This window comes from Limnobaculum allomyrinae, from assembly GCF_016649425.1.
Lineage (GTDB): Bacteria > Pseudomonadota > Gammaproteobacteria > Enterobacterales > Enterobacteriaceae > Limnobaculum > Limnobaculum allomyrinae.
This window is the reverse complement of record NZ_JADRCR010000004.1, coordinates 195824-208483: the sequence shown is the minus strand read 5'-3', so window position 1 is coordinate 208483 and position 12660 is coordinate 195824. Positions and strand designations below refer to the sequence as shown.

The window sequence follows — 12660 nt, the reverse complement described above, 5'->3', positions numbered from 1 at the left end:
ATGAATGACGGTGTTAACTGAAGATGATGTGTTGGAGCAACTCGATGCGCAAGCAGATCTGCGCTCGTTTATAACAACAGCAAATGAGTTATTGCTGATTGGCGTAAAACAATTTTTACCTTCGCTATTCGTCAACAACGATCAAGAAATTATGGAATATGCAGTAAAACCGTTACTTGCCCGCAGTGGTCCGCTGGATGATATTGATGTAGCACTCCGACTGATTTATGCCCTGGGGAAAATGGACAAGTGGTTATATTCAGATATCACTCACTTTTCTCAGTTTGGACACTATTTACGGGAGCAGGAGCGCTCGCCTGATTTTACCGATGATATATGTTGGGACTTTATTAGCAACGCCAATATCATCACCGACAATGCCACTATGTTCAGTGCATTAAAATCGATGAAATTTGCTGATTTTTCTGTCTGGTCAGAAGTTCGCTTTAAAGGCATGATTAAAACGGCACTCATACTGGCAGTAACGGGAATTTTAAAGGAACTGACACCATGAAGATTAAGTTGCCTATCAATGGATTGATGGTTGAAGCACAATATAACGAGCAAGAAATTACTGATGTCCACCTGCCTCTGCTGCAACGCCTTACAGACTTAGAAAATACTCCGCAGGGAAAGAGAAAAATCATTTTTCTAAGTGCTCCGCCGGGTACCGGAAAGTCCACACTCACTGCCTTCTGGGAATATTTAGCGCGTCAGAACCCCCATCTACCCGAGATTCAGACACTGCCGATGGATGGTTTTCATCATTATAATCATTGGCTTGATGAGCGGGGAATGCGACCTTTCAAAGGCAGTCCTGAAACATTTCATGTTAAAAAATTAGCCGAAAACCTTGAGCTTATTGCTACCCATAACGGTACCTGGCCTCAATATGACAGAAAACTTCATGACCCGGTTGAACATGCCATTACGGTTACCGCACCGGTTGTGATTGTAGAGGGGAACTGGCTGTTACTGAATGATGCTAACTGGCGAACCCTGCAACCTTTTTGCGATGTATCCGTATTTATTCAGGCACCGGCAGAAACACTGCGCGAACGGTTAATTGCAAGAAAATGTGCAGGAGGACTAAGCATCGATGAGGCAAATGCATTTTATCTGCGTACTGATGTGTCAGGGTACTGCAGGAGAGCAGGCCTGCTGATATTACGCTTTCAATGAATGCTGATGGTGAATACCGTATCGTCTGAAATCAATCTCATCCAATGACGCCTGGTTTATTCAAAACACCAAAAGGTATCATGACGTTGAACTGACCCCATAAGCAGCAGTACAAGGGGTCAGTTTCTTTCTAAATGCTAATAAATTCAAAACCTGCCGCCAACTTGAAATTATCATAATGACAATTTCAGGATTTCAGGCTTATTAGCCTTCTAAATACTTATCCTGAACCTTCGCCCGAACTTCTGGCGTTAAACCAAATTCCTGCTCCAGCCAGTTATCGGTATTGCCATAACGCTGGTCGATAGCCTGCAGCGCGGTGCCAATAAAGCTCTCTTTGGCTGACATTACATAGCTCAGGCTATCAATACCATGCTGTTCGTTCAGATGTTCAGTCATATGACTTAAAATCTCTCTGCGATAAGGCGCCAGCGTCGTTTCCGTCAGCATATAGTCTTCAATAACCGTATTGCGATCTGCACCCAGCGTGAGCAACACGATAGCAGAACCAATACCAGTGCGATCCTTACCCACCGCGCAATGCTGTACTAAAGCACCAGAACCTGGCTGCTGCATCACCTGAGTCAGATAACGGTAAGCCCGATTATTAAAAGGCAGTTGGTTATACAGGCGGGTCATAAAATCAACCGCATTAAACGATGCCAGTGACTCATCCGTCAGCTTACCAAAGTTAGCATTTACATCATCGGATAAAGGATTAGCCGGAATATTTTCATAATCAACACCCTGCCACAGTACATCGGGACGGGTTTGCACTTCATCAGCGTCACGGTAGTCAATAATCTGGGTCAGTGGCATTTGGCTAAGATAGCGGCAATCATCCGCGGTTAGTCGATCCAGAGAGCCGGCACGCAGCAACAAACCAGATTTCACTTTACGTCCGTCTTTGACCTGATTTCCACCCTGATCGCGAAAATTAATGCCGCCCTGTAGCGGTAGCAGTGATGAATGCAAAATATTGATAGTAGTCATGGATCCCTCTTCAATTCGGCTATCAGTAGTATTAATGATCTGTTTCGATGCTCAAATTAGCACCGGATAAATGGCTGAGGAGTGAAGTTGGTGGCTATGACGCGATCGCTTTTATCTATATCCGATACGTCATAGCCTGATAAGTAGATAGATTCTCAGATAAACGAGAAGGCGTCACCAAACATGCGGGTTTCGTCCGCGCCACGCTCATTGCAGAACCGTTCCCTGGCAATCTTGACCATTTCAAAGCGCCCGGCGATATAGATATCATGCTCAGCCAATGAACCGAAATCAGCCAGTACGGCAGTGAGTACGGTTCCGCTACGCCCGCGCCATTCAGGTTCTGGTTGTTCTACTACGGAGATAACGCTCAGGTTGGGATACTGAACGGTCAGCGCTTCAAGACGGCCAAGGTCATATAAATGCGCCTCTTCACGACCGCCCCAGTACAGAGCTATCTGACGTTCCGGCTGTTGGGCCAGTACGGTCATTAAGATAGAGTTCACATAAGAGAATCCGGTACCACCGGCAATCAGCAGAATTGGACGCTGAGAATCCGTGCGTAGCCATGCCTCACCGTGAGGAATATCAACAGAAATTGTCTCTTCCTTCAACAAACGATCCATCACTGCCATAGCATACAGATTGAGTTCGGAAGCGCCGATATGCAACTCAATAGATTCGCTCTCCATGGGAGTCGACGCCATGGAAAACGGGCGCTTATCACGCTCATCCATCACCACCATCAAATACTGACCGGCCTGAAATGAAACCGGTAAATCGGGGACTAAACACACGCGAAATACCGTATCAGTGATGGACTCCACTGAGGCAACCTTACAATTCAATATAGCCATGTACTCCCTCTACAGAGTCATTAAATTCCAGCTATCGCTAAGTTAATGCGACAGTTAACGAGGCGTTTTGCCATCTTCAAATATTGCCAGCTCATCCCAGATGGCATCAACACGAGAACGCACGGCAGGGTCCATCGTAATTGGTCTTCCCCATTCACGCTGCGTCTCTCCTGGCCACTTGTTGGTGGCATCCATACCCATCTTGGAACCTAACCCTGAAACCGGTGAGGCAAAATCCAGATAATCGATTGGCGTGTTTTCCATTAATACGGTATCGCGCGCCGGATCCATTCTGGTGGTAATTGCCCAAATCACATCATTCCAGTCTCTGGCATTAATGTCATCATCACAGACAATGACAAACTTGGTATACATAAACTGCCGCAGAAAAGACCAAACGCCCATCATCACGCGCTTGGCATGACCGGCATATTGCTTCTTCATGGTCACTACGGCCATTCGATAAGAGCAACCTTCAGGAGGCAGGTAGAAATCAACAATTTCCGGGAACTGCTTTTGCAGAATTGGCACAAAAACTTCATTCAGCGCCAACCCCATCACCGCTGGCTCATCCGGTGGACGACCGGTATAGGTTGAATGGTATATGGCATCAGCCCGGCGAGTAATATGAGTTACAGTAAACACCGGGAAGCTATCCACTTCATTGTAATAACCGGTGTGATCTCCATATGGCCCTTCAGGTGCCATTTCCCCTGGCTCGATATAACCTTCCAGCACAATTTCAGCACTGGCCGGCACTTCTAAGTCGTTGGATACACACTTCACCACATCGGTTTTATAACCACGCAGTAACCCGGCAAAGGCGTATTCAGAGAGTGTGTCCGGCACCGGCGTTACCGCCGCCAGAATAGTGGCAGGATCGGCACCTAATGCCACTGCAACCGGAAAACGTTCACCGGGATGCTGCTGGCACCATTCCTGATAATCTAAGGCACCGCCCCGATGAGAGAGCCAGCGCATAATCACTTTATTTTTACCCAGCACCTGCTGGCGATAAATGCCCAGATTCTGGCGCTCTTTGTGAGGGCCTCGGGTCACCGTCAGCCCCCAGGTGATTAGCGGAGCAGCGTCTTCTGGCCAGCAATGCATAATGGGCAGCTTGCTCAGGTCAACATCATCACCCTGCCAGATCTGCTCCTGACAAGGTGCTGAGGCCAGCCGTTTGGTCGGCATATTTAAAACCTGTTTAAACTGTGGCAGTTTATCCATCAGGTCGCGAAACCCTTTTGGTGGTTCAGGCTCCTTCAGGAAGGCCAACAGTTTACCGACTTCACGCAGCGCACTCACATCCTCCTGTCCCATTCCCATCGCCACCCGCTTGGGTGTGCCAAACAGGTTACATAGCACAGGGGTCTGATATCCCTTGGGATTTTCAAACAATAGTGCAGGGCCACCGGCACGCAAGGTGCGATCGGCAATCTCTGTCATCTCAAGATAGGGATCAATCGGTTGTGTAATACGTTTTAATTCCCCTTGCTTCTCCAGCAAATCGAGGAACTCGCGCAGATCTCGGTATTTCATAGTTTTATTTACAGACCAGTTAAGATGTCATTATAGAAAGGTTTCCTTCACTTCGCCGCCATTATACTTACTTTTAGCCATTAACAGCAGGTAAATGGAACCAGTTCGCTGAGTGCTGCGGTATCAAAATGTTCTGTGGTTTCCTGCCCGTGACGGAAAATTTTGAAACCCTGTTCTTTGGCGCTGTAATAGCGAAGTTTCGTTCCGGAGATTTGCAGCAGGCTGCCTTCACGCAGTGCCACTACGGACTCCGTCTGGTTTACCGCACAAAACTCAGCAATACGCTCATCACGAGTTTCACCCATATGACCACTCAGATGAGCATCAATATAGTGTGGGTTAATTTGCACCGGAAACAGACCTAATGATGGTAACACTACGCTGCTGCGTACTGGCATATCGTTAGTGGTTCTGATAGACGGGCAAGCCACGTTACAACCAGCACTCCAGCCAATATAAGGAACTTCACGCTCACGAACTGCACGTTGAATTGGCACAATTAAATCTTTCTCATGCAACATCTGATTCAACATCCATGTGTTACCACCACTAACAATAATGCATTCTGCCTGAGCAATGGCTTCGGCTGGCTTATCAAAGTGGTGAATGCTGGTGACGGAAATACCTAAGCTGCTTTCCAGATCACGCGCGCGTGCATCATAATCACTACGAATCAGGGCATAAGGAATTAATATTGCTTTGGCGACCTTCCTGCGTTCCAGCACCGCTAAAATTTGTTTTTTAGCGTAACCCAGTAACTCTTCGTCGCCGGATGTCTTACCATTACTTAACAATATCAGTTCCATAAAAAACACCTCTGTTTAGTTATTAACTCTCTATTTATACAGGAAAACACACGCCTTTACTGTGATCGTTTTCCATTTAGTTTGAAACTGTCATCAATGTATTAAGCCAGCATAGTATTTATCGCTGGATTAATCGACCATCACACTGAACCTTATGTCTATTATCCTACTCTTTTGCTATGCTTAAGCGGTATTTTTCTTTGGTGAATTAGCTCATGGAATCATGGTATTTACTTTATTGTAAGCGTGGTCAATTGGTGCGCGCGCAAGAGCATCTTGAAAGGCAGCAGGTGCCCAGTTTTAGCCCTATGTATCAGATAGAAAAAATCGTTCGGGGTAAAAAAACATTGGTGGATGAACCGCTGTTTCCAAACTATTTGTTTATTGAACTGGATCCGGAAAGAGTTCATACCACAACTATCAGCGCTACTCGTGGCGTTAGTCACTTTATTCGTTTTGGTAAATACCCGGTAACAGTGCCCTTTAGCCTGATAAAAAACCTGATGACTCAGCCTAAACCACAATTAAGCGACCCGACACAGCCCAAAAGTGGTGATACCGTTGTTATTACTGAAGGGATATTTGAAGGGTTGGAAGCTATTTATGCAGAACCTGACGGTGAAGCACGCTCTATCTTGTTGTTAAATCTTATTAACCAGAAAGTTGAACATAAGATAAGTAATTCCCAGTTTGAGAAGCGGGATTGATATTTAAGTAGTTAACCAACTCAGCTATTTTAATTTCTGTGAATATTCCGGCCGTAAATACAATGAGCGAATATCGGCCGGAACAACCATTATCTCAGTTTTAGCGCACGTCGGGCTAATAGCCCGACGCTTTACCAATTATTTTTAGCGTTGCATAGCGTCTTCATGTAGCCACTGAGCTACGCGTTTAGCAAAATAGGTTAAAACGCCATCCGCTCCCGCACGTTTAAAACACAACAACGACTCCATTACTGCCGGTTTCTCTTGTAACCAACCATTCTGGAATGCGGCCATATGCATAGCGTATTCACCTGACACCTGATAAGCAAACGTTGGTACACCGAAGGTATCTTTAACCCGACGCACTACATCCAGATATGGCATACCAGGTTTCACCATCACCATATCTGCGCCCTCTTGCAGATCCTGAGCCACTTCCTGTAGCGCCTCATTACTGTTCGCCGGATCCATCTGATAAGTTTTCTTATTACCGCCTTTCAGGTTGCCGCTGGAACCCACTGCATCACGGAATGGTCCGTAATAACATGAAGCATACTTGGCTGAATAAGCCATAATTTGGGTATTCACAAAGCTCTGAACTTCTAACTGATGGCGTATAGCACCAATACGACCATCCATCATATCGCTTGGAGCAACAATATCAGCTCCGGCTTCAGCATGGCACATTGCCTGACGAATCAGGATCTCTTTAGTAATATCATTAATTACATAACCATTGTCATCAATGATGCCATCCTGACCGTGTACTGTATAAGGATCGAGAGCGACATCCGTCAGGATACCCAGCTCCGGTACCGCCTGTTTTAACGCACGTATTGCGCGTGGAACCAGACCTTGTGGGTTGTAGGCCTCTTCTGCATACAAGCTTTTCAAATTTGATTCAATCACAGGAAACAGAGACAGAACCGGAATGCCCAATTTAGCCAGCTCTTCAGCCTCTTTCACCAACAAATCAACGGTCATACGGCTAACACCCGGCATGGAAGGAACTTCCTGACGCTGGTTCTCCCCCTCCATAATAAATACCGGATAGATCAAATCGTTAACCGTTAACTGATTTTCAGACACCAGACGACGACTAAAGTCATGGCAACGTACGCGGCGCAGTCGACGCTCAGGGAAAGCACTCGGAATAATATAGCTCACAAAAGTTCTCCTCAATTCTTAACTCTGCGGGGAATCAACACCCACCAGTTTTTCATTATTTATCATACGCTGCTCTCGCAGTGACTCAACCTAATCTCAATAAACGGTTAGCATTTTGCTGGGTTATTTCTCCCAGCCAGACAGCATCTTCGCCACGCAGTATGGCAACTTGCTGCAATATATGGGCTAAAAGTGCGGGTTCATTGCGTCGTGAAGTTGGCTTAGGTGTAAGGTCACGCGGCAGCAAATAAGGGGCATCAGTCTCCAACAATAGCTTATCCACAGGTATTAACGGCACCAGTTCGCGCAGCTCTTGCCCCCGACGCTCATCACATATCCAGCCGGTAATACCAACATAGAGCCCCAGTGATAAATACTCTTCCAGTTCCTGACGATTGCCGGTGAAACAATGAACTACCGCCGCAGGAACCCTATTCAACCAGGGTTTCAGTAACTCAATAAACCGGTGGTGAGCATCACGACAGTGCAAAAACAGCGGCATTTCAAGCTCTGCGGCTACCGCCAGTTGTGCACTAAAAGCATGTTCTTGTTCCTGTGGTGTTGAGAAGTTACGGTTAAAATCCAGCCCGCATTCACCTATAGCGACTACATTTGACTGCGCTGCCAGTTGATATATTTGCTGTTCACAGGAAGCTGACCAGCCAGAAGCATCATGAGGATGAACCCCGGCAGTACTCCAGCAGTAATCAGGGTATTGGTTGGATAGTTGATGAGCCGCGATGCTTTCTTTCAGCGAAGTTCCGGTAACCAGCATACCGTTAACTCCGGCCTGTTTAGCTCTCTCCACCACCTCATGCCTATCCTGAGCAAACTGACGGTTGGTCAGATTGACGCCGATATCGAACATTGATTTTTCTCCTGACGGGGGAATATCGTTACCAAAACAAACCACCCAGTTAAGTTTCGGTGAATGTTCCGGCCGTAAAAACAAAAGGGTTATATTTATATTGTGCCCGGCCGGGAGACCATCTGAGCTTAGCGCTTGCCCCAAGTCGACCCCAACGGCAATCTCTCCCTTCGATTGGTCTCGCTAATAGTTTAAAGCCGCCCATCAGGCGGCTAAAATTGGTGACAAAGTCTGACCTAATCGGTTTTGTGTTTAAAAATAGCCAATTGTCGGGAGGGGCTCCCGTGGGGGTCGACTTGGCGTAAGCCAACAAAGTGCCCGTAGGGAGACCAGGCCCGACACGCACTGAAGCTAAGTACAGGCGGTCTTCCGGTCGAGCACAAAGCCAATATAAGCACTTTAGATTTTTACGACCGGAATATTCATTGAGGCCAATCTATCTGGTTTGTCAGCTGCCTGCGCCGCCCGAAGGCGGCTTTATTTAAATCAACTGACATAACAACTATGCCGATGGTTTTTCGCTATCGTCGGAATGCTCGTCTTCGCAATCCTCTTCGTCTTGCTCATCTGCTTTTTTGCGGCCTTTCCCTACATAGAAACGGGCAAAGAAGACGCCGATTTCAAACAGGATACACATGGGGATGGCCAACAACGTTTGCGAGAACACATCGGGGGGCGTCATTAACATGCCGACCACGAATGCTCCCACAATGATGTAAGGGCGTTTCTTTTTCAGGTCGTCCGGCGTGGTGACTCCACTCCAGCACAGCAAAATAATCGCGACCGGAACTTCAAACGATACGCCAAAAGCAAAAAACAGCGCCATAACGAAGTTCAGGTAATTATTAATATCGGTAGATATCAATATGCCTTCCGGTGCGGTTTTAACAAAGAAGCCAAACGCCAGCGGGAATACCACGAAGTAGGCAAATGCCATACCCAGATAAAACAGCGCAGTACTGGAGAATAACAACGGCATCATTAAACGGCGTTCATGCTTATACAGTGCAGGGGCAATAAATGACCACACCTGATACAGAATATAAGGGGCTGAAATAAATACCGAAACGATCAGGGTCAACTTGATTGGCGTCAGGAATGGCGAAGCCACGTCCGTTGCAATCATGCTGGCACCATGAGGCAGTTGAGTCATCAATGGTGCGGACACCATATGGTAGATGTCGTTTGAAAAATAGACTAACGCCAGAAATATCAAAAGAATACAAACCATCGACCGTAACAGGCGAGAGCGTAATTCAATCAAATGGCTGATAAGCGGCTGGGTATCTTCTACGGACATGGATTATTTTTCGCTATCAGGTTTATTGATGGATACCGGCTCTGGCTGAACTGCCTCTGTTGCCGTTTCAGCAACAACCGGCTCTGCAACAGACTCGACGGGAGGAACTTTACTCTTGTTCGCTGCTGCTTCCTCTGCTGCTTTTGCGGCAGTTTCAGTGGCTGACACCGAAGGCTTATCGGCATCAGCAGCAGAAGTTGGTGAAGTATTGAAAGACTCAGCCGCATTATTGAGATCGCTCTGGATAGTACGCTTCATCCCGGTAGCCATCTCTTTTAATTCATCCATAGAAGCTTTCAGCTCCGGAGATAAATTCTGCAGACCTGCCTGTTCCGCTTTCTTCAGGCGCTCTTTCAGCTCCTGTAGCTTCAGTTCCTGAGTCAGCTCATTTTGCACGGATGAAGCCAGAGAGCGCATTGCCCTAATCCAGCCCGTGACTGTTTTAACTGCAACCGGTAACCGCTCAGGGCCAAGCACAATCAGGCCAATGATCAGTACCAGTACAATTTCACCAAATCCTATATCGAACACGGATTATACCTGCTCTTTATTCTGGCTCTTTTGCTCTTCGGTTTTAACCGAAGGTTGTTGCTGTTCTTGAATAGATTTCACATCAAAATCAGCGTCGCTCTGGGCTTCTTCTTTGTTGGCAGTGGTTGCCTGGTTAGAAGTCGTCTCTTCATCGCTCATGGCCTTTTTAAAGCCTTTTACCGATGCTCCAAGGTCAGAACCTAAAGTACGCAGTTTCTTTGTTCCGAACAACAGTACGACAATCGCAACGATTATCAGTAGTTGCCAAATGCTAATTCCACCCATGTTATATGCCTCTATTAATCGCGGGTTGATTTTGAGATTGCTGACCAGTATACGGTAGTTTCAGCAAGCTGTAGTAATAAAATCTGGTAATAAATAGTTAAGCTGCCTTTCGCCATCCAATCAGCCAGACAACCGCTCCGGCACCCGCCAGACAAACTGGCCAGACGGGAATATGATTTGCGAACAGGATTGTAGCACCAATCAGTAAAGTAGCACCTACCCCAAACAGGTAGCGTGACTGGTTCTGTTTCTCCTGACGATGACCAATTTGAGCGTTGAGTTTATCAATACTATTTTGCAATTCTTTGTGCTGCCGCAAACTGTCGTAAAACAATTCCGGTAATTCAGGTAATTTCTCTATCCAGTATGGCGCTTTTTCTTTCAGGGTGCGAACCAGCGCAGGGATCCCTACCTGATCGCGCATCCAGGTTTCCAGGAAAGGCTTAGCGGTCGTCCATAAATCCAGCTGAGGATAGAGTTGTCGGCCTAATCCCTCAATATACAACAAGGTCTTTTGTAACAGCACCAATTGAGGCTGTACTTCCATGTTGAAACGACGCGCCGTATTAAACAGGTTCATCAGCACGTGACCGAATGAGATTTCAGACAGTGGCTTCTCAAATATAGGCTCACAGACAGTACGAATAGCAAACTCGAACTCTTCTACATTGGTATCTGGTGGCACCCAGCCAGAGTCCACATGCAGTTCAGCAACTTTGCGATAATCACGGTTAAAAAAGGCGATAAAGTTTTCCGCCAGATAGCGTTTATCCCCTTTGCTCAGTGAACCTACAATGCCACAGTCTATACCAATATATTGCGGATTCTCCGGCGTGGCGTAACTGACAAAGATATTTCCCGGATGCATATCCGCATGGAAAAAGCTGTCGCGAAATACCTGAGTGAAGAAGATCTGAACACCCCGCTCCGCCAGCACTTTCATGTTGGTGCCATTGGCTTCCAGCGCATCAATATCAGCAATGGAAATGCCATAGATACGCTCCATGACCAGCACATTTTCATGACAGTAATCGCTGAAAACTTCTGGCACATACATCATCGGGCTGTTATCAAAATTGCGGCGTAGTTGAATGGTATTCGCCGCTTCGCGCAACAGGTTTAACTCATCCAGCAGCGTTTTTTCATATTCACGCACCACCTCACGTGGTCGCAGGCGGCGACCATCCGGCAGTAGTTTTGGTACCCAACCGGCAATGCGGTACATCAGGCGGATATCTGCCTCAATAATCGGTTTAATATCCGGGCGAATAACTTTCAGTACCACTTCCTGCCCGTTGCTTTTCAACACCGCAGTATGAACCTGAGCGATAGAAGCCGATGCCAGAGCCTGAGGGTCGAAATCATCAAACCACTGCTCCAGCTTACCGCCCATGGATGATTCGATATGTTGACGAGCTAATTCACCATCAAAAGGAGCTACCTGATCTTGCAACAAAGCCAATTGGTCAGCGATAACCGGCGGAAATAGATCCCGACGGGTTGACATCATCTGGCCGAATTTAATCCACACCGGCCCTAAGGTCTGCAATGCTAAACGTAATCGCTCACCCAGCGCTTTATCCGGATATTTATTTCTCATCCAGAACAATGAACGGCACCACATTCTCAATGGCCAGGTCAGTCGCATTTTCGGGATCAGCTCATCCAGCCCGTGGGTCAGAAAGACACGGACGATGACATATAAACGCAAAAATTCAGATGGGGTCATCGGGTACTCTCCAGCTTCTCTATTCTTTTCGCCAGAGAATCAACCTGCTGACTCAAAATTTCAGTTTCATCGCCAAAGTGCAACACTTCCAGCCGCCCGGGAGCCAAACGCCACTCCTCAGTCACTGCCTGCGCCAGATAGTTTTGTTGATGTTCTACCCATTGCTTCATCTTTTTAGCGCCATTCTGCGCTCCCTGACTCAGGGTTTCTGCCGCTACATCGCCAATATAAGGAGAGAGCCATTCGGCAGGATCCCACTCAGCCAGATCGATTAAGGTGACAAATTGCTGTATTACCTGCATATCCCCTTCGACCACAACATCACCATCACGCATTAATGTAGACAGGCGTTGACGATCGCGCAGAGAAAACAGGGTTGGCAGTTTGGTTATCAGAGTGCAGTTTGCTGGCTGCTCCCACTGGCTCACCACATCAATATGATTAACGCTAAAAACTAACGTCAGAGAAGTGGACAGCTCTTGCAGGCTCAGCTTTAGCGTCTTACCCGCCAGCCGATGACTCATCGACTGCATACTGCGATCGCGAAAAAGCAAACTGTTCAGAGAGGTTTCAATAATGCCGGCAATCAAGGGAACAAACAACATAGCGATCCTTTGTAAGAACTGAAATACAACACGGGTATATTGATGATATTCAACCATGAAGGCAATGACTGAATGAGGAGATAAACCA

General features: G+C 46.9%; 13 protein-coding genes and 1 pseudogene. 3 read left to right on the top strand and 11 right to left on the bottom strand.

The window, feature by feature from the left end; all coding sequences use genetic code 11:
* Positions 1–4 precede the first annotated feature (4 nt).
* Complete coding sequence (locus I2494_RS09840) at positions 5–514, top strand: MltR family transcriptional regulator (RefSeq protein ID WP_218466671.1); 510 nt, start codon at positions 5–7, stop codon at positions 512–514.
* Positions 511–1211 (top strand): annotated as a pseudogene (locus tag I2494_RS09835) (nucleoside/nucleotide kinase family protein). The gene I2494_RS09840 and the pseudogene I2494_RS09835 overlap by 4 nt, the downstream one beginning before the upstream one ends.
* 175 nt (positions 1212–1386) lie before the next feature.
* Here the strand turns inward: I2494_RS09835 and I2494_RS09830 are convergent.
* The 4 genes from I2494_RS09830 to pepE form a co-directional block, all read right to left on the bottom strand.
* Positions 1387–2175, bottom strand: coding sequence for a tyrosine-protein phosphatase (locus I2494_RS09830; protein WP_218466670.1), 789 nt, complete (start codon positions 2173–2175; stop codon positions 1387–1389).
* Positions 2176–2330: 155 nt separating this feature from the next.
* Entirely contained in the window at positions 2331–3032 is a 702-nt protein-coding gene (gene fre / locus I2494_RS09825; protein WP_218466669.1) for an NAD(P)H-flavin reductase, read from the bottom strand.
* A 54-nt stretch (positions 3033–3086) separates the two neighbouring features.
* The gene (gene ubiD, locus I2494_RS09820; RefSeq protein WP_130593233.1) at positions 3087–4574 is read right to left on the bottom strand and encodes a 4-hydroxy-3-polyprenylbenzoate decarboxylase; all 1488 of its coding nucleotides are present in this window, start codon (positions 4572–4574) and stop codon (positions 3087–3089) included.
* Between the two features lie 80 nt (positions 4575–4654).
* Entirely contained in the window at positions 4655–5380 is a 726-nt protein-coding gene (gene pepE / locus I2494_RS09815) for a dipeptidase PepE (RefSeq protein WP_218466668.1), read from the bottom strand.
* A gap of 215 nt (positions 5381–5595) precedes the next feature.
* On the opposite strand from pepE, the gene rfaH reads away from it, so the two are divergent.
* Positions 5596–6087, top strand: coding sequence for a transcription/translation regulatory transformer protein RfaH (rfaH, locus tag I2494_RS09810; RefSeq protein ID WP_218466667.1), 492 nt, complete (start codon positions 5596–5598; stop codon positions 6085–6087).
* 144 nt (positions 6088–6231) lie between these two features.
* Here rfaH and hemB read toward each other — a convergent pair whose 3' ends face one another.
* From hemB to ubiJ, 7 genes are all read right to left on the bottom strand, one after another.
* Entirely contained in the window at positions 6232–7254 is a 1023-nt protein-coding gene (hemB, locus tag I2494_RS09805; protein ID WP_218466666.1) for a porphobilinogen synthase, read from the bottom strand.
* An 85-nt stretch (positions 7255–7339) separates the two neighbouring features.
* Positions 7340–8122, bottom strand: coding sequence for a 3'-5' ssDNA/RNA exonuclease TatD (gene tatD / locus I2494_RS09800; RefSeq protein WP_218466665.1), 783 nt, complete (start codon positions 8120–8122; stop codon positions 7340–7342).
* 502 nt (positions 8123–8624) lie between these two features.
* A complete protein-coding gene (tatC, locus tag I2494_RS09795; protein WP_218466664.1) occupies positions 8625–9422 on the bottom strand; it encodes a Sec-independent protein translocase subunit TatC in 798 nt (265 codons plus the stop codon).
* Between the two features lie 3 nt (positions 9423–9425).
* Positions 9426–9953 carry a Sec-independent protein translocase protein TatB gene (gene tatB / locus I2494_RS09790; RefSeq protein WP_218466663.1) on the bottom strand — a complete coding sequence of 176 codons (528 nt, stop codon included), beginning with the start codon at positions 9951–9953 and terminating at the stop codon, positions 9426–9428.
* A gap of 3 nt (positions 9954–9956) precedes the next feature.
* The gene (gene tatA / locus I2494_RS09785; protein WP_218466662.1) at positions 9957–10238 is read right to left on the bottom strand and encodes a Sec-independent protein translocase subunit TatA; all 282 of its coding nucleotides are present in this window, start codon (positions 10236–10238) and stop codon (positions 9957–9959) included.
* Positions 10239–10335: 97 nt separating this feature from the next.
* On the bottom strand, positions 10336–11967 hold the full coding sequence (gene ubiB, locus I2494_RS09780) for a ubiquinone biosynthesis regulatory protein kinase UbiB (RefSeq protein WP_218466661.1): 1632 nt from the start codon (positions 11965–11967) through the stop codon (positions 10336–10338).
* Entirely contained in the window at positions 11964–12572 is a 609-nt protein-coding gene (gene ubiJ, locus I2494_RS09775; RefSeq protein ID WP_218466660.1) for a ubiquinone biosynthesis protein UbiJ, read from the bottom strand. Before ubiJ ends, ubiB begins: the two co-directional genes overlap by 4 nt.
* Positions 12573–12660: the final 88 nt, after the last annotated feature.

Bases quoted from the DNA above. Each gene is read 5' to 3' on its own strand.
- I2494_RS09840 (WP_218466671.1), top strand. From the start codon at position 5: ATGACGGTGTTAACTGAAGATGATGTGTTGGAGCAACTCGATGCGCAA.
- I2494_RS09830 (WP_218466670.1), bottom strand. From the start codon at position 2,175: ATGACTACTATCAATATTTTGCATTCATCACTGCTACCGCTACAGGGC.
- fre (WP_218466669.1), bottom strand. From the start codon at position 3,032: ATGGCTATATTGAATTGTAAGGTTGCCTCAGTGGAGTCCATCACTGAT.
- ubiD (WP_130593233.1), bottom strand. From the start codon at position 4,574: ATGAAATACCGAGATCTGCGCGAGTTCCTCGATTTGCTGGAGAAGCAA.
- pepE (WP_218466668.1), bottom strand. From the start codon at position 5,380: ATGGAACTGATATTGTTAAGTAATGGTAAGACATCCGGCGACGAAGAG.
- rfaH (WP_218466667.1), top strand. From the start codon at position 5,596: ATGGAATCATGGTATTTACTTTATTGTAAGCGTGGTCAATTGGTGCGC.
- tatD (WP_218466665.1), bottom strand. From the start codon at position 8,122: ATGTTCGATATCGGCGTCAATCTGACCAACCGTCAGTTTGCTCAGGAT.
- tatC (WP_218466664.1), bottom strand. From the start codon at position 9,422: ATGTCCGTAGAAGATACCCAGCCGCTTATCAGCCATTTGATTGAATTA.
- tatA (WP_218466662.1), bottom strand. From the start codon at position 10,238: ATGGGTGGAATTAGCATTTGGCAACTACTGATAATCGTTGCGATTGTC.
- ubiB (WP_218466661.1), bottom strand. From the start codon at position 11,967: ATGACCCCATCTGAATTTTTGCGTTTATATGTCATCGTCCGTGTCTTT.
- ubiJ (WP_218466660.1), bottom strand. From the start codon at position 12,572: ATGTTGTTTGTTCCCTTGATTGCCGGCATTATTGAAACCTCTCTGAAC.